At 45.2% G+C, this 21,258-nt stretch carries 24 protein-coding genes; 1 reads left to right on the top strand and 23 read right to left on the bottom strand.

Translation table 11 applies throughout. The features are described 5' to 3' along the window. Positions 1–332: 332 nt before the first annotated feature. From G519_RS0133470 to G519_RS0133440, 7 genes are all read right to left on the bottom strand, one after another. Positions 333–959, bottom strand: coding sequence for a cysteine hydrolase family protein (locus G519_RS0133470; RefSeq protein ID WP_029198337.1), 627 nt, complete (start codon positions 957–959; stop codon positions 333–335). A 27-nt stretch (positions 960–986) separates the two neighbouring features. Beyond that, positions 987–1,820, bottom strand: coding sequence for an ABC transporter permease (locus G519_RS45820; RefSeq protein ID WP_051253920.1), 834 nt, complete (start codon positions 1,818–1,820; stop codon positions 987–989). 20 nt (positions 1,821–1,840) lie between these two features. Next, positions 1,841–2,941, bottom strand: a complete 1,101-nt coding sequence (locus G519_RS0133460; protein ID WP_029198336.1) for an ABC transporter substrate-binding protein — start codon at positions 2,939–2,941, stop codon at positions 1,841–1,843. Positions 2,942–3,018: 77 nt separating this feature from the next. Then, on the bottom strand, positions 3,019–3,255 hold the full coding sequence (locus tag G519_RS0133455; protein ID WP_029198335.1) for an NAD(P)-dependent oxidoreductase: 237 nt from the start codon (positions 3,253–3,255) through the stop codon (positions 3,019–3,021). A gap of 15 nt (positions 3,256–3,270) precedes the next feature. Continuing rightward, complete coding sequence (locus tag G519_RS0133450; RefSeq protein ID WP_029198334.1) at positions 3,271–4,365, bottom strand: zinc-dependent alcohol dehydrogenase; 1,095 nt, start codon at positions 4,363–4,365, stop codon at positions 3,271–3,273. Between the two features lie 24 nt (positions 4,366–4,389). Then, positions 4,390–5,709: a Rieske 2Fe-2S domain-containing protein gene (locus G519_RS0133445; RefSeq protein WP_029198333.1), complete on the bottom strand. Its 1,320-nt coding sequence runs from the start codon at positions 5,707–5,709 to the stop codon at positions 4,390–4,392. A gap of 36 nt (positions 5,710–5,745) precedes the next feature. Further along, on the bottom strand, positions 5,746–6,687 hold the full coding sequence (locus tag G519_RS0133440; RefSeq protein ID WP_029198332.1) for a LysR family transcriptional regulator: 942 nt from the start codon (positions 6,685–6,687) through the stop codon (positions 5,746–5,748). Positions 6,688–6,948: 261 nt separating this feature from the next. On the opposite strand from G519_RS0133440, the gene G519_RS0133435 reads away from it, so the two are divergent. Further along, positions 6,949–7,977 carry an ABC transporter substrate-binding protein gene (locus G519_RS0133435; protein WP_029198331.1) on the top strand — a complete coding sequence of 343 codons (1,029 nt, stop codon included), beginning with the start codon at positions 6,949–6,951 and terminating at the stop codon, positions 7,975–7,977. Between the two features lie 66 nt (positions 7,978–8,043). Here G519_RS0133435 and G519_RS0133430 read toward each other — a convergent pair whose 3' ends face one another. The 16 genes from G519_RS0133430 to G519_RS0133355 all read right to left on the bottom strand — a co-directional run. After that, positions 8,044–9,138, bottom strand: coding sequence for a zinc-dependent alcohol dehydrogenase (locus tag G519_RS0133430; RefSeq protein ID WP_029198330.1), 1,095 nt, complete (start codon positions 9,136–9,138; stop codon positions 8,044–8,046). Between the two features lie 18 nt (positions 9,139–9,156). Further along, positions 9,157–9,972, bottom strand: coding sequence for a DODA-type extradiol aromatic ring-opening family dioxygenase (locus G519_RS45815; protein WP_036634783.1), 816 nt, complete (start codon positions 9,970–9,972; stop codon positions 9,157–9,159). Positions 9,973–9,994: 22 nt separating this feature from the next. After that, a complete protein-coding gene (locus G519_RS0133420; protein ID WP_029198329.1) occupies positions 9,995–10,987 on the bottom strand; it encodes an ABC transporter substrate-binding protein in 993 nt (330 codons plus the stop codon). 28 nt (positions 10,988–11,015) lie between these two features. Next, positions 11,016–12,263, bottom strand: a complete 1,248-nt coding sequence (locus tag G519_RS45810; protein ID WP_051253919.1) for an MFS transporter — start codon at positions 12,261–12,263, stop codon at positions 11,016–11,018. 46 nt (positions 12,264–12,309) lie between these two features. After that, positions 12,310–12,528: a hypothetical protein gene (locus G519_RS0133410; RefSeq protein ID WP_029198328.1), complete on the bottom strand. Its 219-nt coding sequence runs from the start codon at positions 12,526–12,528 to the stop codon at positions 12,310–12,312. A gap of 116 nt (positions 12,529–12,644) precedes the next feature. After that, positions 12,645–13,331, bottom strand: coding sequence for a cysteine hydrolase family protein (locus G519_RS0133405; protein WP_208860925.1), 687 nt, complete (start codon positions 13,329–13,331; stop codon positions 12,645–12,647). Between the two features lie 22 nt (positions 13,332–13,353). Next, positions 13,354–13,704, bottom strand: coding sequence for a nitrile hydratase accessory protein (locus G519_RS45805; RefSeq protein ID WP_036634780.1), 351 nt, complete (start codon positions 13,702–13,704; stop codon positions 13,354–13,356). 20 nt (positions 13,705–13,724) lie between these two features. Next, complete coding sequence (gene nthA / locus G519_RS0133395) at positions 13,725–14,375, bottom strand: nitrile hydratase subunit alpha (protein WP_036634778.1); 651 nt, start codon at positions 14,373–14,375, stop codon at positions 13,725–13,727. Next, the gene (nthB, locus tag G519_RS0133390) at positions 14,362–15,081 is read right to left on the bottom strand and encodes a nitrile hydratase subunit beta (RefSeq protein WP_029198325.1); all 720 of its coding nucleotides are present in this window, start codon (positions 15,079–15,081) and stop codon (positions 14,362–14,364) included. Before nthB ends, nthA begins: the two co-directional genes overlap by 14 nt. A 48-nt stretch (positions 15,082–15,129) precedes the next feature. Beyond that, positions 15,130–16,170 carry an ABC transporter substrate-binding protein gene (locus G519_RS0133385; RefSeq protein ID WP_029198324.1) on the bottom strand — a complete coding sequence of 347 codons (1,041 nt, stop codon included), beginning with the start codon at positions 16,168–16,170 and terminating at the stop codon, positions 15,130–15,132. Positions 16,171–16,231: 61 nt separating this feature from the next. Further along, entirely contained in the window at positions 16,232–17,242 is a 1,011-nt protein-coding gene (locus tag G519_RS0133380) for an ABC transporter substrate-binding protein (protein ID WP_029198323.1), read from the bottom strand. A 27-nt stretch (positions 17,243–17,269) separates the two neighbouring features. Next, positions 17,270–18,052 (bottom strand): ABC transporter ATP-binding protein, encoded by a 783-nt coding sequence (locus G519_RS0133375; protein WP_127528263.1) that lies wholly within the window; start codon positions 18,050–18,052, stop codon positions 17,270–17,272. 18 nt (positions 18,053–18,070) lie between these two features. Beyond that, positions 18,071–18,913 carry an ABC transporter permease gene (locus G519_RS45800; RefSeq protein WP_051253918.1) on the bottom strand — a complete coding sequence of 281 codons (843 nt, stop codon included), beginning with the start codon at positions 18,911–18,913 and terminating at the stop codon, positions 18,071–18,073. Positions 18,914–18,964: 51 nt separating this feature from the next. Then, positions 18,965–20,005: an ABC transporter substrate-binding protein gene (locus G519_RS0133365; protein WP_029198321.1), complete on the bottom strand. Its 1,041-nt coding sequence runs from the start codon at positions 20,003–20,005 to the stop codon at positions 18,965–18,967. 14 nt (positions 20,006–20,019) lie between these two features. Then, positions 20,020–20,661: an isochorismatase family protein gene (locus G519_RS0133360; protein WP_029198320.1), complete on the bottom strand. Its 642-nt coding sequence runs from the start codon at positions 20,659–20,661 to the stop codon at positions 20,020–20,022. A gap of 24 nt (positions 20,662–20,685) precedes the next feature. Further along, on the bottom strand, positions 20,686–21,258 hold a 573-nt coding region (locus G519_RS0133355; protein WP_029198319.1), incomplete at its 5' end, for an ABC transporter substrate-binding protein.

The following is a 21,258-nucleotide window of genomic DNA, read 5'->3' as shown; positions in this document are numbered from 1 at the left end:
CGCATTTACGGCATTACGATGTGCCAGCACATTGATGCTTGGTACTCGGAGAATCGCCAAACCCTCGAAGCCATGAGGGATGATATTTTGCCTCAAAACGCTTAGTTTTTTTGACGACCTCTTAAAAGGTCTCTTTGTCATTCACATTTTTGGAAACAGGATGAAAATACCCTCCTGGTTATTTTCCAATCCAAATTTCCAGTTATTTTACCGTAATTCCGCCCATTCCCCCCTCTGAATTCCGAGAGTCTATACAATTAAAAGCCTACACCATTTCTCTGTGTAGGCTTGCTATGATAAAAAGATATGCATCTGTTCAGCGTTCGATACTTTTAAGCCTGCAATGATGAATGGAGCCCAGTCCAATAATCCATAATCTCTTTAGCATCCAACACCATTCCAAAATTGGTTTGAATATTTATAAAAGCAGCTTCCTCCAAATCACGATTATATCCAGCACATCCATCGCGAACGAGAGTAATATTATAATCCAGCATGAACCCATTACGGGCAGTCGATTCCACACATACGTTTGTGGCCACCCCGGTGAGAATCAGCGATTTAATCTCCAAACGATTTAAAATTTCTTCCAAATTGGTTTTCGTAAAGGCGCAGTAACGATGTTTTTCTATAACGAGATCTCCTGCCTGTGGGGAAAGGAGGTAAAACTCCGCTCCCCAAGTCCCTTCCCTAACGAGATTAACCTTTGAAGAAGCATTAGGTCTGCTTAACCATGCTTTTGAAGAGGAGGAGGCACTATGCGTAGTACGGACAAAAATGATAGGAATGTTACGGGATCTTGCCTCAACAATTAAACCTTCAATGACGGGAACAACGGTCTGAGCCTTGGTTACATCCGTACCCTTTACTGCTTTGACCCCGTTCTCATGACAAAAATCATTCTGGACATCAATGATCATAAATGCCGTATGCTGCGGATCTAAAAATACATGATTCATCTCTCAGCCTCCACCGCCTATCTTTTACTACTTATGAACATCAGGGCGCCAATTATCAAATCTGCGTTCTAACCGCCGGATGAGCTCAGTAAAAACAACACCGCACCCTGCGATCAGGATCAATCCTAAAAACACAAGGTCCGTTTGATAACTCGCTCCAGCCTGATTCATCATATAACCGATACCGCTGGTCGATGCAACCATTTCCCCTACTACAATCCCGATAAGCGCGTGTCCAAGTCCAAGGCGTATTCCGGAAATTACGGCAGGCAAGGCACTAGGGAGTACAATCGTACGGAAGATTTGATAGTCTTTAGCCTTGTAAGAACGGGCTACATTCAATAAAATCGGATCAATCGTCCTGATTCCAACGATCATATTAATAATAATAGGGAAAACAGCACCAAGAAATATGATGGCGACTTTAGAGCTCATGTCGATACCAAACCAGATGATAAAAAGCGGCATTAGTGCGATTCTTGGTGCAGAGTAAAGAAAATTAACGATCGGATCGAATAAGGCTTCAATTTTACGATACCACCCCATGACAATCCCCACAGGAATGCCGACTAGGATGGCGAGAATAAAACCCGAAAGGAATTCCAAACCGCTGACTTTCAAATCTATCCAACCGCTTCCCGAACTAAAGTAATCAATCCCTGCATACCAAATTTGTAAAGGCGAACTAGTGAATATCGGATCTACGACCCCGCTTCTGCCTATAATCTCCCATGCAGCCAAGACGATCAAAATGCCAAGTGCCCCCAATATCCCCCGTTCATTCTTGTAATATCCCTGTTTCCATGAGGTAATTTTCAAGGGTTCATCGATGGTTAACGTCATCTTTTTAGTTGAACTCATGCGGAATTCCTCCTACCGGTTCATTTTGCATTCGGAATTTTTAATGTAAAGCCGTGTTCTTTCAAGAAACCTGATTTATCCAGTTGTTGAAGGTAACTGTAATCGAACATATCTTCAATATTTGCACTGTTCGTCTTCGGATTATCGGTATAGATTTGGTAGGGCTTAAGTGCTTCCGGGGTCATGTTAATGTCTTGGAGATGGATGTAATCTTCATACGTGATCTTTGCCTCTTCAGCGGTAATTCCCGTTTGATGTTTAAGAATGCTGGCAACAGCAATGTCCGGATTCTTCTTTGCCATCTCCAAGCCTGCTGCATAAGCTTTCAAAAAGCGTAACACGGCCTCGGGATTTTCTTTCGCAAACGTCCGTGTAGTCATCATATAAGCGTGTGCCTCGTCAAAGGTTTTGGCGAGGTCAACTAATACTTTGGCACCTTGTTTCTCCGCTTTCAGGTCAAGGGGGGAGGAGAGGACGCCAGCATCAATCAGACCCTTGTCAAGAGCAGGCAGAACATCACTAATCGTTTGGAATGGCACAAGTTTATAGTCGACGTCGGGTTTCATCATATACTGTTTTTCCAAGTAGTTCATCAACGCAACTGCGGGCGGCGCAAATTTGCCGGAAACTCCTATTTTTTTCCCCCGTAAATCTTCAGGTTTAGTGAGTTTGTTGGTCATGATTTTGTATACCGGTTTGTCATTATTTCCGGCAACGAAGATCAGATCCTTGCTTCCTGAAGCATATGCGCTAATCGCGCTTCCCGGTACCGCTCCGATCTGTGCGTCCTTCGATAAAAGTGCTTGAACTCCGGTAGGAGGAGGAAGGGTATTCCATTTAGGTTTAATTCCATATTGCTGAAAAAGATTATTATCTAACGCAACCCACGTTGGAATTTCTAATCCGCTCACAGATACGCTGAAAATACTCAAATTGATCGATTCAACCGAAGCGGCTTGTGATCCTGGATTGATTGGAGATGCGGCAGCATTGGACCCATTAGATGCCGCACTGCCAGAGCCGGCTTTGGCGGCAGGATGTCCTCCTGCGCAGCCGCCTAAAAAAAGCAAAACACCAAAAAAGATACCAATCAACAGTACTTTAAATCCGTTTTGTTTCATAATGGATCTCCCTTCAAGTTAATAATGAAAAAGGGGCAAACGAATGTTACTAATTCCGCTGCCCCGTAGAATGTGCGTTACCAAACCTGTATGACATCTGCCTCATCAACAGCCTCATAAACAGATACGATCCTAAAGCCATCTTCTACCCAACCCGTCGAGGGGACATCATGCCTTAATGCAACTACAACGTTGATTCCGCTGTTTCTTAGCTTAAGAGCATGATCCCTACCATGATTGGCATACCCCAGTATGGCTATGGTTTTTCCTTTGAAATATGAAAGATCAATTTGTTGTTCGCGTTTATCTCCCAATGGAGTCTCCCCCCTCTAGTTCCACGGATCGACAGAGCAATGGATCGCTCCCGGCAATCCTTCGCCCCCAACCGTTTTGAGCGCTAAATCAACCTGGTTTAAACCAAATTTATGCGTGCAAATTTCTTTAAGGGGAAATTTGCCGGAGGAAATAAATTGTACCGCCTGTTCAACAGCACCGTAACTGTGTCCTCGAACTCCTTTTAATGCCACATATTTAGAAACCAAGACATCACTGTAGAAATTAGGAATGTCTCTATTTTTCTTGCCTGCTACGATAACAGTACCCCGTTTCTTCACAACATCGATTCCTGTTGTAATGGTTGAAGGCCCTCCGGAGGCAACATCAATCACGACATCAACCATCTTCCCTGCGGTTACCTCTTTAATTTTTTCCTTTAAATCTTCGCTAGAGACATCAATCGTATAATGGGCACCGAGACTCTTGGCAATTTTAAAACGTTCCATGTCCGCTGTGAGTCCACTTAGGATGATCAAATCTGCACCGGCTTGCTTTGCAGCCAAAACACAAGCTAAACCTTGTTGGCCGGGCCCCTGAATTAACACGGTTTTGCCGATGCCAACGCCGCCTTCATGAACCGCCCATTCAATTCCGTTGCCTAACGGGAGAGCTAGTGCAGCCTCTTCTGAGGAGACATGATCAGGGATCCGATGGAAAACGGAATTAGGATGGAGATAAAGGTACTGGCTGTACCCTCCCCATAAAGACGGCTCAACGATTGTATTGGTAGCGCCGTACCGTATACCGCCCATCCATTTATCCGTAAAATCACACAAGCGGAATTCCCCTGTCCGGCATCGATCGCAATAACCGCAGGGTAAGTATTCCTCGAGGGCGACTCGATCGCCTTCCTTTAACCCCCACCGCTTCTCTGCAATTTTGCCGATTTTCGCAATACGTCCTACCACCTCATGCCCAAGGATCCGGGGACCCCCATCCTTTTTATAATCAGGCCAATCGCTTCCGCATATCCCGGATAATTCCACTTTAAGCAGTCCGGCATCAGCTGGTATTTCCGGCAGCTTAAATTCACGTATTTCCGTTGTTAACGCACCGACTTGAACAGCTGCAGCCACTGTATTCAACATTTTCATCCTCCTATTGGATACTTATTAGACAACGTCTGATTGTTCTGTTGATTCTACATCAATGAAATCCCCTGGTTGAGTAACAAGTTTTTCTTTTGCACCGATTTGGAAAGCTACTCCCTCTGGTAGTATGAGCGATGCGGATCGGACATTATGGGATTTAGCGTCAATAGCGGGTGGCGCAATGCCCTGCTGTAGATTTTTCACCGCATTCAACATAATTCTTCGTGCCGCAATAATGGCTGCATCGCTGGTGCCCAATCTTTCAACGCTGCGGTCGGCAATTGCTCCTTGCGTTTCCTGGACTGCGCTGTCTTGTGCGCCGATTCCTTTTATTCCCGTAAAAGATTTTCCAGAAGCCTGTGCCTCGCGATCAATTAAATAATCGTTATCCTTATTCTGTACCGTCCTTAGAGTGCCAGGTATTAGCTCCATATGAATTCCCCGACCCTGCTTTAAAATATCTCGTTCTTCGTCCGTAAGTGCACGAAGTGGGTTCCAGTTTATATTCCAGGTATAAACATGCTCATCATCCATCGGTACCCATGCATGTGCACCTCTAGGAGAATGCTCAAAAGGCGGAATCATCGTATAGAACGGCATCACAAATTGAGTGATTCTCCAATAAAGGTTACCCGGGTCGGCATTACGTTTGGCACCGACCATCATCCCGTAGTCTACCTTTTCGATTTCAAATTTCGGTGCGGTATCTTGCGTCAAATAGGATGGAGCTTGGCTTTTATCAAATGCTTTGGTTCCCATGAATCCTTGTCCGCCAGCGTTTCTGTGAAGAAAAGAAATATGACTTGAATCCAGCCCGCCTTCAATGGCTTGGAAGTAATTGCACTCCTGAATCCTTCTGGACGTATAGCGGTGGCTGTCTGGCACCAAAGCCCATTCCAGCTCCGGCAGTTCCGGCATTAGTTCCGGAGGTCCCATATAGGTCCAAACGACTCCGCCTCGTTCTCGGCAGGGGTATGATTTGATTTTTACTTTCTCCTTAAAACTGCTTTCCGGTGGCTCCGAAGGCATATCTACACACTGTCCGCTGACATCAAATTTCCAACCATGGTAGACGCAGCGTATTCCGCACTCTTCATTTCTTCCAAAGTATAAAGATACTTTACGATGCGGGCAAAATTCATCCACAAGACCGACATCTCCGTTAGTATTCCTGAAAGCTAACAATTCCTCCCCCAACAGCTTAACCTTAACAGGTGTACAATCGGGGCGAGGGAGCTCATCAGAAATAAGGGCAGGGATCCAATAGCGTCTCAATAATTGTCCCATCGGAGCATCCGGACCGGTTCTGGTTAATAATTCGTTGTCTTCACGTGATAACATGTTAGCATTCCTCCTATTTAGAGTTATTTTTATTCATTATCCTGTAGTCACAAATTCTAATGGTTCACTAATGAAATAGTCTAAAAAAGTGTTAATCATCAGTTCCATTAGAGGATAATATTCTTTCTTCTCCATGTAGATCATGGACGAATATTGTTTGATGACTTCGAGCTCGTTCACCTTGAGTTTAACTAGCCGGCCTTCGGATAATTCACGCCTGACACTGATGTTCGGAAAAATACAAACGCATGAGGAGATATTGACCATCTCTTTGGCTGCTTCAATCTGATTTAACTCCATAACTACTTTGGGGGCAGAGTCGTGCTCAGCGTACAGTTTCTTTATTTTCTTCCATGCATCCGAATTTTGTTCATATGTGATTAGAGGCAAATGAATTAGATCTTCCATGGATACGATTCCTTTTGCAGCAAGAGGATTCAAAGGACTGCACACTAAATCGAAATCGTGAACGCATAAGTTAACCTGTTTAATTTGTTTCTTTTTCACTTCAGATGAAACCATGCCAAAATCGACCTGATTTTGCAGAAGCATTTCCGTAATGTATAAAGTGTTTCCGGTGACGACTTGAAATTCGACTTTAGGATATTGCAACAGCTTACTAAGAATTTCCGGAAGGATGTATACCGAACAGGAAGCCGTCGCGCCTATGACGATTTTTCCTTGCAATTCATCGTTGAGACTTTTCAGCCTCTCTTCCGCCGCTTTTTCTACCTCCAACATCTGTAATGCGAAAGGCATAAAAGCTTCGCCTTCTTTACTCAGTTGGATTCCTCGGTGCTGTCTGATAAACAAAGACTTGCCTAACTCGGTTTCCAGCGCCTGCATTCTTGCTGTCACGGAAGGTTGGCTTAGATGAAGGATTTGGGCAGCCTTAGCAAAGCTTAATTCCCTAGCGATAAGGACAAAAGTTTGAACATTTTTTAAATCCAAATGATCGTCCATCCCCTTTATAATCATATAAGCGCTTACAACCTCATTCTAATTTAGTAAAAACGAATTGTGAAATAGATTATTTCTAATGCTTAGTTGGACCAACTAATATTTTATCAATCCTTTGTATTTGAATTTTCTATCCTAATATACATAAAGATTATCCGGGATAGTTTTTATCTAATGCGCTATTTCATTTGAATAGAAGGAATCGATTTTACAGGATAAAAGTTTTTAGTTTATACTGAAAGCGTTTTCTAATTCGATTGAAAAGGAGAGTGGTTGATCGTGACAAAGAAAAAGGTTGTAACCATTTTTTTATTCATCCTCATGGTATTGGTACCAATTTTATCTGGTTGTAGTACGAAAGCCGCAAATTTAAATAGCCAGCCGACCGCCAGCGGGCAAGAGCAAAAATCTAAACCCGACAAGCTTACTCCGATAAAGGTTGCTATTGTTTCGAATACGACAAGCTTCTTACCTTTGTATGTGGCAGATAAGAAAGGAATATTTGAAAAGTATAACCTCAAAGTTAACTTAAGTAAGATTGAAGGAGGCGTTCTTGCTCTACGCGGCCTGCAAGCAGGCGATTTTCAATTTATCGCCAGTTTAGCTGAGTCTACCATGACATCTGTAGCTGAAGGCGCGAATATGAAAATTATCGGTTCCCTCAGCAATCAAACCTTATATTCGGTTTTTGTATCACCCGAAATTAAATCAATAGAAGACCTTAAGGGAAAAGCTGCAGCCGTCTTACAACCGGGTAACGGTGTGGATATTGTTATGCGTTGGTGGTTAAAGAAACATGGACTTGAACCGGATAAGGATATCCGAATGATCTCAGCAGGAGCAACGCCGGCCCGTCTTGCCGCACTGCGAAACGGGCAGGTCCAAGTGACTATTCTGCAGCCTCCCAATGATATCAACGGTGAACAAGCCGGAATGAAACGATTGGTCAATTTAAGTGATGAACTGAACAGCTATAATCACACTGTGATTACCACCAGTGGACCCGTGATCCAGAACCAGCCTGAAGTCGCCCGTGCTTTTATGGCAGCTACAGCTGAAGCTATCGCCTTTATCAAAGATCCGGCCAATCGTAAAGAAGCCATACAAATCGGTATCGATGATTTAGGAAATGATGAAGAAATTACAACAAAATCGTTGGATTTCATTATAAAATCGTTTCCCGTTGATGCCAAGATCAATGTTGAAGGAATCAAATGGGCGATCAATGCTGTAAAGGAATCCGGATCGATTAAAAATGATTTACAACTAGAAAAGGTGATCGATGAAAGATTTTATGCGAAAAGATGATACTGATGAATTACCTCCTAAGCGCAAAAGAGTGCCCCATCGGGCACTCTTTTCTTTTTCTGGAAATTATTTCCAAGGGGAAACAGTGACTAAAAGCGGAGAAGGCTCGCCTTCCCCTCCTGCCGTTCGCAGTGCCAAGTCCGTATCCTTCAGGCTATAATTGTGGGAGTTCATCATCTCCAGCGGAAACCTGCCGGAAGAGATAAAATCAACCGCCATTTTGACCGACTCGAAGCTGTGGCCTCGAACGCCTCTCAAATTAAGCGTTTTGGTAACAACCATGTCAATGTCAAAATCGGGAATTTTCATATATTTATAAGCGCCAAACATGACGATCGCCCCACGTCCGGCAACGGCCATCGAGGAAAGGATCGGTTCGCTTCCCCCGGAGGTCAAGTCAATGACGACATCGGCCATCTTTCCTGCGGTCAATTCCCGGACTCTGGCCACTAAGTCCTCAGCCTGAATGTTTATGGTATGGTCAGCCCCCAGCTTCCTCGCCAGTTCCAGACGCCGCTCACTCGTCGTGCGACCGGTAACGATCACACATTCCGCCCCCGCCGCCTTGGCTGCCAAAGCACAGGCTAACCCCTGCTGACCAGGACCTTGAATAACGACCGTTTTACCCGGTCCTACATTCCCTTGCATACACATCCATTCAAATCCGTTCGCGAGAGGCAGTGTTAATGCCGCCTCGACGTCTTTGACGTGGCGGGGCATCTTATGCAGGACCGCATTTGGATGGAGGTATAAATATTGAGAGAATCCACCCCAGAGTGAAGGAGACAAGCTAATCGGAGTCGCACCGTAACGAATGCCCTCTGATCGCGGATCGGTAGTTTTACATGAACGGTACATCCCCGTCCGACAGAATGAACATTGTCCGCACGGAATGTACTCCTCCATGGCCACTCGATCCCCTGCCTTCAGCCCCCAACGCTCAGATGCGGCTTCGCCGATCTGTTCGATATAACCTACCACATGGTGACCAAGAATACGTGGGTCCTGCAGTTTTTGATAATAGGAAACATCCGTTCCGCATACGCCGACAATTTCCACTTTAAGGATTCCGGCATCAGCCGGAATCACAGGGAGATCAAACTCTCGGATTTCCGTTTTCTTAACGTCCACGGCCACAGCGGCTAGCGCTTTTCCGCTCATTCTACCATCTCCCTCCTGTTATCCGGCCAATGGCTCGAACGTGATAATCGCATTTCCGCTGCCCGACGATTGAACGTACCCGTGGAATTTAGCTTTATAATTTCCGCTGCCCTCCATGACACCTAGAAGCATGGCGAGGTGACGCCCCCCCGACTCAACCCCGGCTATTTTGGCATACTGAGGAAGCATCTCACGAGCCGCATCCAGCCTCCCCGAAAGCAAATAGTCCGTGAATTGTTTGTCCAGGGCTTGTTCCGAGCTGGTTGGCATTTTCTCCGGTCCCCTGACCAAATTGTGCGATAAGGCTCCGCTGCTGACAAACACGGCACGCTTCGAGCTCTCTTTCAGCGTCTTCCCAACGTTACGTCCCCACTCGAACGTTTCATCCAAGCTCGCCGCCCAACAAACAGACAGGTCGATCACCGGTACATTTTCCTTAGGTACAAGATACCGCATGGGTACCAGCGTACCGTAATCCCAAACGTAGGAAGTATCGTTAAACGCAAGAATCGGCAGTCCGGCTCCTTTTCCTGCTTGCACCAGCTGCTCTGCAAGTGAAGGGTCTCCTTGAAAGTTGTATGGCACATCAGCTATTAAGTCGGGGCACTCGACCGCCGTTAATTCACCTTTATGTACAGATGAACAGTTCACGTAATGATGGAAAGTTGCGGTAAAATGGCAGGAAATCATAATGACTACGTCAGGTTTGGTTTCGAATAATTCTTCGGACACCTTATGCATAGCGCTGACCATCGGTTTCTGGAAATCAGCTACCTGATCTTCATGGCAGATTCGCGGCACATGGGCCACCAGCATACTTAGTTCTACGGACATCTTAATCCCGCCTTTCTTATGATTAAATCGTATATTGCTCCAGCGACGACTTGACGAATAAATCTTCCACGTTGAGCTTATTTTTAATTAACCCTTGCTCGTAAGAATATTGGACAAGCGCTTCCAGTGTTGTGCGGTTTTTCTCCAGACCGTATGGCCAGAAATCGTCGCCCATCAGCTTTTTCGTGTTCTCGATCTCCGGAACGAGCCAAGGAAGGGTTGCTTTCAACGCTGCAGTTTGGTTGAATCCTTCATATACTTTGTTTTTCGCTTCCACGAACGCCTGATAAAGGTTGGCAGCTATCCATGGGTGCTTCTCCAAAACCTCGTCACGAATGGCGACTACATGCATGATAGGGAAAATACCTGTTTTCCGGAAGTAGTCTTTTTCAACCGACGCGTAGTCCTCGAACAGACGCTTAACATTAGGCGAACCGTTTAAGAAACAGGACGGCGCGCGCGGAGCGATGAAAGCATCCAGCTCGCCTTCCTCCAGCATCTGGTTTAACGTTTGGTGAGGCGCAATTGGCGTAATCCGAATGTCCGGAGGCAGATCCAGCTTAACCTTCTCGATCCGGCCCGGGGTTTCCTGACCTCCGCTGAACCAGTGGATGTCTGAGGCGGGAACGCCATATTCGTTCTGCAAAAATCCGCGGATCCACACACAAGCGGTTAATTGATATTCGGGAACCCCCACACGCTTGCCTCTCAGGTCTGCTGGTTTTTGAATCCCGGAATGCGCATTCACGTAAATTCCGGAATGCCGGAAAAACCGGGAGGGAAAAACCGGGATCGCCGTAAAATTGGGATATCCGCGGTCTTTGGCGAGCAAATAGGAAGAAGCAGAAAGCTCTGAAACGTCGAATTCCTGATGCCGCATCATCCGGAAAAATGTCTCTTCGACAGGCATTTTCAAAAAGGTAAGATCGATCCCGTTCGGCCGAACAGAACCGTCAATGAGGGCCTGTACCCTGTCATAATCCCAACATGCAAAGCTTAACGAAAGTTTATTCATTTTTAGTCCCTCCATTATATTGTTTTCACTAGGAAGCAGTAACCGAGTTATCCTGCGAATGATTCGTATCATTCGGCATCAAGAAGATGAGGAGGTTCGCGATAATGATCGTGAACGCTACAAAATAAAACGCCGAGAATAACCCGAACTTGTCGGCTATCATCCCTCCGATCAACGGGGCAAACGAAGAGCCGAGGGATTGTACACCGAACAGGACGCCAATGCTGGTTCCCGCCATTTTTTTCGGAGTTGTCTCGAGCAACCAAGCCTGCATGACCGGTCTAACGGCGAATAGGAAAAATCCAAGAACGGCTATAAAATAAATGAAGGTCATCGATTTGCCGGCTGTGGCCATAAGCACCAAAATCACAGCAGTCATAGCCATCGTAGTAATTAATATTTTTTTGCGGCCCATCTTGTCGGACAAATGGCCGGAAATCGGAGCGGCAATAAATCCCCCTGCCTGCAATAAAAACATGCCGATACCAACCCATAGCGGAGAGAAGCCCATCTCATTCGCCAAATAAAGCGGTAAAAACATCAGCAGCGCATTTTGCGTCATGGCACGAAAGCCAGAGCTAATTGAAATTAGAACCAGGCTTCGATTGCTGAACAGCGTTTTCAGTCCGTTCATATATTCTCGAATGCCCTGCCCCTCCTTCTTAGCCCCTTCCTCTGAAGTCTTTTTCCCGGTAGACATGTGCAAGTTCCTAAGAAAGATAGAAATCAACAGCGCCATGGTCAAGCCTGGGATAATATTAATGATAACCACTTCACGCCAGCTGAATGTTACCAATAGCGCACCAATGACGAGCGGCGCCAAGGCATCCCCTACGTTAGCACCCATACCGTGAACAGAAAGCACAAACCCTTTTCTTTCGGGAAACCGTTGTGCCAGCGTAGGGATTGCAGTCGGGTGCCACAGGTTGTTGCCAATCCCGACCAAGCTGACGCAAAGCAATAGCATCCAGTAGGTCGTTGTGAAATTCATGAACATGTACGGAATTCCCACCCAGAACAAGGACAAAGCCATTAATAATCCTTTTTTTCCAACCATATCGACCAGCATCCCACCCGGCACGTTTGAAATTGTACTGGCTATATATTGGAACGTTATGATGAATCCCGTTTCTGTGTAGCTTAATCCCAGCTCTCGGCCGATAATCGGAAGCAGTAAATAAAATGTTGCCGGGTACCAGTGCGTCAAGCCATGTCCGATCGTAATCAACCACATTTCCTTTAACGAACGGGATCGTTTTGTTTCAGCTGCATCCATCTACCAACCCCCTACGGATTCAATGACCCCACCCGAGCTGCAAGTTTCACCAAACCTGGATGATATCTGAAACCGAAACAGCATCCCACAGGTTCATAACCCGGAACCCGTCTCTTTCGGCTTGAGCCCAATGCGGATCGATTAACCGCAAGCCGATGACAACGTCGATTCCTTCCGAATGGAGTTCTTTAGCGTAAATGACTCCATCATCGTTGTATCCCAATATGGCCACTGTTTTTCCGATAGAGTACGCATGTTTCGTCATGCTGAATCTCTCCTTTCCTTTGTGAATGCTAAGATAACTTCTTCTTTAACAGTAATACATCGAAGTCGACGAAGAAACCAGTTGTTCCTTTATGCAGAACGTATGCGAATTGAAACTTATGAATTCCATGATCCTATCAGTTCATTGCTGTCAGTTACGATTCCAAATTGCTTTTGGACATTACGCACCGATGAGTTATGGTCTTGAGGATCATATGTTGCACTGCAGTCCTCCACTAGGGTAACGTAATAATCATGAGAGAGACCATCTCTCAAGGTACTTTCTACACAAATGTTGGTCGCAACACCGGTAAAAAGCAGAGAATTTTTATTCAATGATTTTAATAATAAATCTAAATTCGTTCCCACAAATCCGCTGTACCGATGTTTTGTAAGGATGATCTCACCGTTTTGGGGTTCAACCTCATAAAACTCCGCCCCCCAGCTCCTGGTACGACAGCTTAATTCTGAAGCTGGTCTTCTTCTCATCATTCCATATCTGGAATTCCAAGCTAAAGAGTCTGTTAATTCATCGTGCTCCGTTCGAATAAAAATTACCGTGATCCCTTTATTTCTTGCCTGATCAAGCAGCAATCTCAATCTTGGCATCATAGCCGTGATACCTTGGACATCGTTCCCCCTTTTACTGCAAGAGCCTTCTTGATGACAATAATCATTCTGAACATCAATAACCAGTAATGCGCAGCGATCCGGTTGAATTCGCTCGAGTAAATTCATATGACACCGCCCTTTTTTAGCTTTTTTCAAAAAAATAGAGAAGGTCCGTAGATGGAACTTCTCCACATTCTGATGCACCTTTAATAGATCAGCAGACGTGATGTCTTTGACCGGACGAGAATTCGTGAGTCCTTGTCTTTAACTGCTCCAGTGTCAACACATTTTTCTCAAGCAATACCTTTTCAAAAGCCTGCACCCAATGTTGATAGTAAGTGGAGACCACATCCTTCTCGGGATGTAGACGCTCGGCTTCCCCGATCTCTTGGACAAATTTACCGTTAAAGGCTGTCCACGGATACATTCCCTTTTCTAACAAAAGCACCGCCATGGCAAAAATTCTCCCTTCCCAAGGGGTGTGGAATACGATCTCTCCATTTTCACGAGGCAATTTCATGGAGTCTTCAATATGGTTAATTAAAGCTTGGGAATCTTGGCTCATTCGCAGACTCACTCCTTTCATTAATTAGCAATTTTTACCTTTGATACTCCGATCATCGCATCCCGGGAAACAATACCTGCGAGCTCTTCCTCATTCATGTGGTCAGTACCTTCAGGACGCTCAGGTAAAATCAGATACCGGATTTCCGCATTGCTGTCCCAGACCCGGATTTCCACAGATTCATCCAATTCCAGCCCGAATTCCCGAATTACGCTTCTAGGATCAATGACGACTCTTGAACGATAAGCGGTGCTTTTATACCAGGCAGGAGGCAGGCCTAAAAGTGCCCATGGATAACAGGAACAAAGCGTACAAACGACCACATTATGAATCTCAGGTGTGTTTTCCAGTACGATCAATTCGTTATGCATATTCTCGAGTCCCAGCTCAGAAATCGCTTTCTTCCCGTTTTGCAAGAGTCTTTGTTTGAACTCGGAATCCACCCAAGCTCTTGCGACAACCTTTGCCCCGTTCATTGGACCGATATCGGAAACATAATGATGAATTAACTCGTCAACTTCCTCTACTGAAATCAGCCCTTTTTCGATGAGGAGGGACTCTATGGCCATCGTCCGCAGCTCTTCAAATGACTCAGACAGCTTATGTGCATGGTGGTGATCATGATGATCGTGATCGTGAGTGTGATGGTGATGTTCTTCAATGTTTTTCATCTTGTACGCCTCCTAGTTCCAAATAGTCTTCCCATAGCTCGATAAACAATTTGTCTTTGGGAGAGGCATGCTCCCCCCATAAATCTTGGGCTTTAAAACAAACCCGATAGACTGGCTGATAAAGATCGATTCCTTTATGAACTCTGGTATCGGGCAAAATAAAGTTGCCGTGTATGCTTTCGATGACTCCCTGCTTCCCTCGGACGTACCGGGGAATACGCGTATGCCCCAATGGAGAAATCATCTTCGCTCTCACAACGGTACCCGGTGTAAACTTAGGTTGAATCGGCTCATTTGGCTGCTCTGCACCCGTTGTGGTTTGAATGACGACCTCTCGTTCGGTTGATGGCATAAGAGGTCTAACTTTACGAAAGGGCTGCAAATGAGATTGAGGGGAGGAGCCGGGCGAGAGTTCGGCCATTTTTTGCTGTATGTCCACCTCGGTAAATACCCCTCTGTCCATCAACAACGATTCCGTTCTTAATAACCACAATTGATAATAGCTGGATCCCAAATAATAGACAGGATTAATTCGTTCAACGCCATGCCTGGATTCATCAATATGATAGAATTTGTGTTTTTTGCTGGCAAGCGTGTGGATCGCTCTCAACCGCCCTTCCCACGGTTCATGGAAGACGGGTTCATTCTCTTCCCTTTGTATTGGACCAAAACCGTCCATACCGCCAACATCATGGATTCCGTTCATCTACTCAGCTCCTCATTAATTATTCAATAAATTATCCTCCGAGCATTGTCACTTGACAGCATCGGCGAAACGCTTATTCACAACGTCCGCAGGTTTTTTCGTTTTTGCTGCCGGATTCTTCTCACTCAATTCATCCAATATGAATTGAACCTCATTATCTGGAATGTGAAGGTCGGTTGGCCATAAATTTTTGTAAGCCTCGTAAGAAACATCAAGTGTCTTTTCGTCTGTCGATTTCGTGTACTTTTCAATGGCAGCTTTTGACGCTTCCTTGTCCGTTCTCATTAGCTTACTGGCCTCTGCATACGCCTTCATAAAATTTTCAATCGCTTGCGGATTTTTCTCCGCATACGGTTGATTGACTCCCATTACCCCATACAGTCCTAGAACACCTTTGACTTCGTTCAGATTGGCGACATTTTTCAATCCCATTTGTTCAGCTTGAATCGTAGTCGGCGGAGAGATAACACCGGCTTCAATCTTCCCTTCACTAATGGCTGCTAAATTGGCCTGGTTGCTGCCGGTATATAAAACCTTCACGTCTTTTCCTTGCTGCATGCCAATTGCACGAATCATGGTGCGGGCCACATAATCAATAGCTCCCCCTGGGGATGTAGCGCCGATCGTTTTACCTTTTACTTCTTCCAATTTATTGATGTTCTTGGCGTACAACGAAAGCGCGATTTGCCCATAGGTGCCAATTACTCTGACTTTATCCGTTTTAAGCGCCGAATCAACGATATTCGGTCCGGCCAATACAATATGCGCATCTCCTGATATGAGAGCGGCCACAGAAGCGCCGGCATCGAGGGAAACCCGTTTTACCTTCAGACCATATTTGGCCCAAATATCTTTTTCCAGCGCATAATAAATCGGGCCGAATACCGCCGTGTCACCGACAGTAGCAACTGTCAACTCCTGCAGCGGTTGATCCTTAGGCTTCGCATCGGCCTGCTGTGCGCCCGTTGGTTTGGACGTATTAACGCCAGCACCTGAAGCTGAACTATTATTGTCTTTCCCACAGCCGGTTAAAGCGATAAGCATAACAAACAAAAACACAAACGCAGCTTTTCCAAAGCTTTTCTTCACAGGACATCACCAAACCTTCGATTCATCATTTTTTTCGCTCAACCTGCAATCGTAACTCAAGTTACTTAATGGCATCCACATAATGCTGATCCATGATGTCAGCAGGTTTTTTTGTCTTTGCTGCAGGATTCGTCGTTGCCGCCAACTGCTCCAAAAGGAATTTAATTTCGTTTTCGGGAATATGGAAATCCGTCGGCCAGAAAGATTTAAAATACTCGTATGAGGCATCCAGCGCGCTGTCGTCTGTCACCTTTGTATATTTCCCTAAGGCAGCTTTTGTAGCTTCCTTCTCCGTTTGAGTGAGCTTGCTGGCCTCAGCATATGCCTTGAAAAAGCTTTCAACCACTTGTGGATTTTTCTCCGCAAAAGGCTGATTGACACCCCCAACCATATAAGTTCCTTGAATTCCTTTAATATCCGTCAAAGTAGCAACTTTTTTAAATCCCATTTGATCGGCCTGAACCGTCATTGGCGGCACGAGAATACCGGCTTCAACTTTTCCTTCGCTGATGGTTGGCAATATGTTGGTACCGACGTATAAAATTTTCACGTCTTTACCCGGCTGCAACCCGATCGCTCGAATCAAGGACAGAGCTGCATTTTCGTTATTTCCGCCTGCGGATGAAACGCCAATTACTTTACCTTTTAATTCTTCCACTTTAGTGATGTTTTTGGTATATAACGTATACGGGATAGTCCCGATCGTGCCGATTACTTTAACCTTATCCGACTTCAGCGCCGCATCGACGATATTCCCTCCGGAAAAAGCAATTGGAACATCACCTGATATGACACCAGCCGTAGTAGCCGCAGAATCGAGGGAAACAAGATTTACCTTCAGGCCATATTTTTTAAAAATATTTTTTTCCATGGCTACATACATCGGACCGTACACGATTCCAGAGGCGGTGATGCCAACCGTCACTTCTTTAAGCGGCTGATCCTTAGGCTGCGTGCCTGATGTATTGGTGCCGGCACCGGAATCGACGCTCTTATTGTTAAGACCGCAACCGGTTAAAGCGATAGCTGTAATAAACAAGAATAGAAAAGTACCTTTTATTCTTATATTCACTGACCCTCCAGCCCTTCCGTTATTTTTTTAGCCCAGGATAATATCACGAATTTCCGCAACCTTTGATAAAAATTCCGACTCGGTTTTTGTTGCTTCGGTTCTAGGTCTAGGAAGACGGATCTCGATGTCGGCGCTAACCATGCTTCCCGGTCCTTTGGATAATACAATAACCCGATCCGCTAGAAACACCGCTTCATCAATTTGGTGGGTGATAAATAAAGCTGTTTTTTTCGTCTCCTGCCAAATACGCAGCAGCTCTTTTTGCATGACTTCACGCGTCTGAGCGTCAAGCGCGGAAAACGGTTCGTCCAGAAGCAGCAGCTCTGGATCGGAAGCAAGCGCGCGTGCCAAATTTACCCGCTGCTGCATACCTCCGGAAAGCTCATTCGGATACTTATGCTCATGTCCGCTAAGCCCGACCAGCTTGATCATGGACATCGCTCTTTCCTCCATGACTGACGCTTTCGTACCTCGCAGCTCCAGCCCGTACTTTACATTGCCCACAACCGTTCTCCACGGAAGTAGCGCGGGCGACTGAAACACGACGGCCCGATCCTGACCCGGTCCCGCAATTTTTGTGCCGTCCAGCAGCAATTGACCTTTATTATGGGGAAGAAGACCGGCTACCGCATTTAAGAAGGTGGATTTTCCACATCCGCTCGGACCGACTATACAGACAAACTCCTGAGGTTTGATTTGCAGGGAAACATCCCGAACCGCTTGGAGATAGACCCCTGTCCGCTTCACTCGATATTCAATACCCACACGCTCGGCAACCAGTTTGAAATCGCATGACAAATCAGTTGACATCGCCATTCACTCCTTCAATTATTTATGGATATCCACACGCCACTTATCGAAATGTTTTTCCAAACGTTGAAGCAACCCGGTTAATAGTACGCCAATCCCGGCAATAATGAAGAGCCCGACAAATACCAAGTCTGTTTGGAACGTCTGTCCCGCTGTAAACATCATATGGCCGACTCCTTCCGTTGCCGCAGTCATTTCGCCAACTACGACACCGATCAAAGCATGCCCAAGGCCCAGACGAATACCTGAGATAATGGCCGGCACCGAGCTTGGCAGAATGACGGTTTTGAAGATTTGATAGTCTTTCGCATTGTAGGAGCGCGGTACATTCAACAAGATCGGGTCGATGGTCTTGACACCCATCATCGTATTAAGCACAATGGGGAATATCGAGCTGAGAAAAATGATAGCTACCTTCGAGCCCATATCAATGCCAAACCAAATAATGAAAAGGGGAACTAGGGCGATACGCGGAGAAGCGTATAAGAAATTGAAGACCGGATCCGTTAAATAGTTGAGTTTTGGGTACCAACCCATCAAAATCCCTAGAGGAATTCCGATGACGAGGGCAAGCCCGAATCCCAAAAGCAGTTCAACGCCGCTGGCAACAAAATCATTTGCAAACGTTTCCGAGGACACATATTGGATTCCAGCTTGCCAAATCCTTAATGGAGAACTGGTAAACATGGGATCGACCAGCTTAAACCGCGCGATAATTTCCCATAAGACTAACAGCAGCAGGACCCCGGTCAGGCCCAAAAGGGTACGTTCGTTGCTATAATAAAATTTGCGCAATTGGCTTTTGGGGATATGCGGTATATCGATTCCAGTGGAGTCTGAAACTTTTTGTGGACTGTTCATTAAACTGTCTCCTTTCGTTATAGAACAAATAGTATGAATTAAAAGCGTTTTCTATTTGGCATAAAATCTTTCGTCCACCACTTTATCCAAGCTTATATCTGTTTTTAGCGCCCCGGTTTCTTTCACCGTATCAATCGCCCACTTCACGCCTTCGATATTCATCTTTCCTTTATCCGCTAAGGCCGGCAATACAAATTCAAAAGACTTTTCCGCATCTGCTTTCGTCATTTGTAATTCATCCATGGCGATTTTTATTACTTCATCCCGGTTGGCCTTATCTTTTGTAAACGTCATCGCATCCGCTAGTACAGCCATAAATGCATTTATGGCCTCAGGTTTGTTTTTAATTAGGTCACCACTCGCGGCAATCATATTGTGGTTGTACGTTTTCAACTCGTCCCGCATGAGTGCGAAACGGTTTAATCCCAATTCATCGGCTTTTAAATCTGTGGGAGAACTTAAAATAGTTACCTCCGCTCGGCCTTGCTGAAGCACCTGCAATCGTTCGGCGTTATCCCCCGAATAAATGATTCTTATATCTTTATTTGGCTCTAAGCCCTGTTTCTTTAGCCAGTATTGAAGTTGAAGATCCATCCCATTTCCAGGTACCATGCTGGCAGCAGTCTTTCCTTTCAAATCTTTCGTGTCATTAATATTTTTAGTGACATAAATCGAAAACATCGATTGGATATCCAATGTTCCGATTAATTTCACGTTAGCTCCTTCAGACGCCCCGGTGATTACAGACTCAGGCAAAGAGGAAATGATCTGGAAGTCGCCGGATTGCAACCCCCTAAGCACCAAAACTCCGCCTTGGACAACGCTCTGATTGACATTCAAATTATGTTTTTGAAAATAACCCTTCTTTATTGCAACATAATAGGGCAAATAGGAAATGTTCCTACTCGTAGTTAACCCTAGGTTAACTTTAGTCATGCTTTCCGGCATTCTCTTGGCGTTTTCACTGCTTTCCTTTGTTTGCGTTGTCTTCACATCCGATTTATCGGCACAGCCCATGAGACTAATCACGAGAACAACAGATAAAATAGCTGCAAATCCCTTCAATAAAAGACGACTTTTTAAAAATCCCATCCTTTAACCCCCCACTACTTATCCAACCACTGCATCACTTCATCTAATTTTAAAACATCTGCATATTTCATATGAATGTCCATTAAGCTGACCTTATGGGAAATTTGACTTCTGTCTGCCACACATTCTTCCGGAACCACAATTTTGAAATTATATGAAAATGCGTCAACTACACTAGCCCTAACACAACCGCTGGTGGATATACCAGTAATAATTAAACTGTCGACACCATGATAGATGAGCATGTCAACTAAGTTGGTACCGAAGAAAGCGCTGGGTCTTCTTTTTTGCAGTACCACTTCGTGATCCAATGGCTTAATTTCCTCAACAATCGTGTTTTCCAGTTCACTTTTCTCTTCACCTTCTCCCCCTTTCCATAGACCGTTTCCGGAATTGTGAAGCTCAGTAATGCCTCTTGAGTAAAAGATAGGCAATTTTTTAATTCTAGCTTTCTCCAAGAGCAATGCAGTCGCTTTTACCGCCGGGTATCCGCTTTCAGAGCACCCCAGTCGAAATCGACTATCCACAAAGCCATAAGTCATGTCAACAACCACAATGGCTGGGTTTTTCCCCAGTCCTCCTCGTGTCCCGCCCATTTTCGCTTTTGAAAACATCTTTCTGTCCTGTTCATTTAGCACATCATCCCAAATTGCCATTAAAGTCACCGCTTTCCCCATATTCTATTTGGCATAAAATCTTTCATCCAACAATTTATCCAAATTTATTTCTTTCTTTAGAACCCCAGCTTCCTTCACCATATCGATTGCCCACTTAATGCCTTCTATATTGATCTTTCCATGATCCGCCAGAGCCGGTAATACAAAGTCCAAGGACTTTTCAGCATCCGCGTTCTTCATTTCCATTTGTTCCATAACAATTTTTATGACTTCATCCCGGTTGGCTTTATCTTTGATAAACGTCACAGCTTCTGCCTCTGCGGCCATAAATGCATAGATAACCTCAGGTTTGTTTTTGATCTGATCACCGCTCGCTGCAATCATATTGTGGTTATACGTTTTCAACTCATCGCGCATGAGAAAGCGTTTATATCCCAATTCATCGGCCTTTAAATCAGTAGGCGGGCTTAAAATGGTCACCGCAGACTGACCTTGCTGAAGCGTCTGCAATCGCTCGGCATTATCCCCGGCATTGATGATTCTTATATCTTTATTTGGCTCTAATCCGTGTTTCTTTAACCAGTATTGCAGCTGAATATCCGTCCCATTTCCGGGTACCATGCTGGCCGCAACCTT

The sequence above is a fragment of the Paenibacillus alginolyticus DSM 5050 = NBRC 15375 genome, from assembly GCF_000422905.1.
Lineage (GTDB): Bacteria > Bacillota > Bacilli > Paenibacillales > NBRC-103111 > Paenibacillus_E > Paenibacillus_E alginolyticus.
The sequence above is the reverse complement of the archived record's forward strand: the minus strand, read 5'-3'. Positions and strand labels throughout refer to the sequence as shown.

What these genes read in the sequence shown, in the direction of transcription:
- G519_RS45805 (WP_036634780.1), bottom strand. Translation starts at nt 13,704, where the DNA reads ATGAGCCAAGATTCCCAAGCTTTAATTAACCATATTGAAGACTCCATG.
- G519_RS0133410 (WP_029198328.1), bottom strand. Translation starts at nt 12,528, where the DNA reads ATGACGAAACATGCGTACTCTATCGGAAAAACAGTGGCCATATTGGGA.
- G519_RS0133440 (WP_029198332.1), bottom strand. Translation starts at nt 6,687, where the DNA reads ATGATTATAAAGGGGATGGACGATCATTTGGATTTAAAAAATGTTCAA.
- G519_RS0133430 (WP_029198330.1), bottom strand. Translation starts at nt 9,138, where the DNA reads ATGAGCGGAAAAGCGCTAGCCGCTGTGGCCGTGGACGTTAAGAAAACG.
- G519_RS0133375 (WP_127528263.1), bottom strand. Translation starts at nt 18,052, where the DNA reads ATGTCAACTGATTTGTCATGCGATTTCAAACTGGTTGCCGAGCGTGTG.
- G519_RS0133445 (WP_029198333.1), bottom strand. Translation starts at nt 5,709, where the DNA reads ATGTTATCACGTGAAGACAACGAATTATTAACCAGAACCGGTCCGGAT.
- G519_RS0133365 (WP_029198321.1), bottom strand. Translation starts at nt 20,005, where the DNA reads ATGGGATTTTTAAAAAGTCGTCTTTTATTGAAGGGATTTGCAGCTATT.
- G519_RS0133450 (WP_029198334.1), bottom strand. Translation starts at nt 4,365, where the DNA reads ATGTTGAATACAGTGGCTGCAGCTGTTCAAGTCGGTGCGTTAACAACG.
- G519_RS45800 (WP_051253918.1), bottom strand. Translation starts at nt 18,913, where the DNA reads ATGAACAGTCCACAAAAAGTTTCAGACTCCACTGGAATCGATATACCG.
- G519_RS0133420 (WP_029198329.1), bottom strand. Translation starts at nt 10,987, where the DNA reads ATGAATAAACTTTCGTTAAGCTTTGCATGTTGGGATTATGACAGGGTA.
- G519_RS45810 (WP_051253919.1), bottom strand. Translation starts at nt 12,263, where the DNA reads ATGGATGCAGCTGAAACAAAACGATCCCGTTCGTTAAAGGAAATGTGG.
- G519_RS0133460 (WP_029198336.1), bottom strand. Translation starts at nt 2,941, where the DNA reads ATGAAACAAAACGGATTTAAAGTACTGTTGATTGGTATCTTTTTTGGT.
- nthB (WP_029198325.1), bottom strand. Translation starts at nt 15,081, where the DNA reads ATGAACGGAATCCATGATGTTGGCGGTATGGACGGTTTTGGTCCAATA.
- G519_RS45815 (WP_036634783.1), bottom strand. Translation starts at nt 9,972, where the DNA reads ATGTCCGTAGAACTAAGTATGCTGGTGGCCCATGTGCCGCGAATCTGC.
- G519_RS0133470 (WP_029198337.1), bottom strand. Translation starts at nt 959, where the DNA reads ATGAATCATGTATTTTTAGATCCGCAGCATACGGCATTTATGATCATT.
- G519_RS0133360 (WP_029198320.1), bottom strand. Translation starts at nt 20,661, where the DNA reads ATGGCAATTTGGGATGATGTGCTAAATGAACAGGACAGAAAGATGTTT.
- nthA (WP_036634778.1), bottom strand. Translation starts at nt 14,375, where the DNA reads ATGAAAAACATTGAAGAACATCACCATCACACTCACGATCACGATCAT.
- G519_RS45820 (WP_051253920.1), bottom strand. Translation starts at nt 1,820, where the DNA reads ATGAGTTCAACTAAAAAGATGACGTTAACCATCGATGAACCCTTGAAA.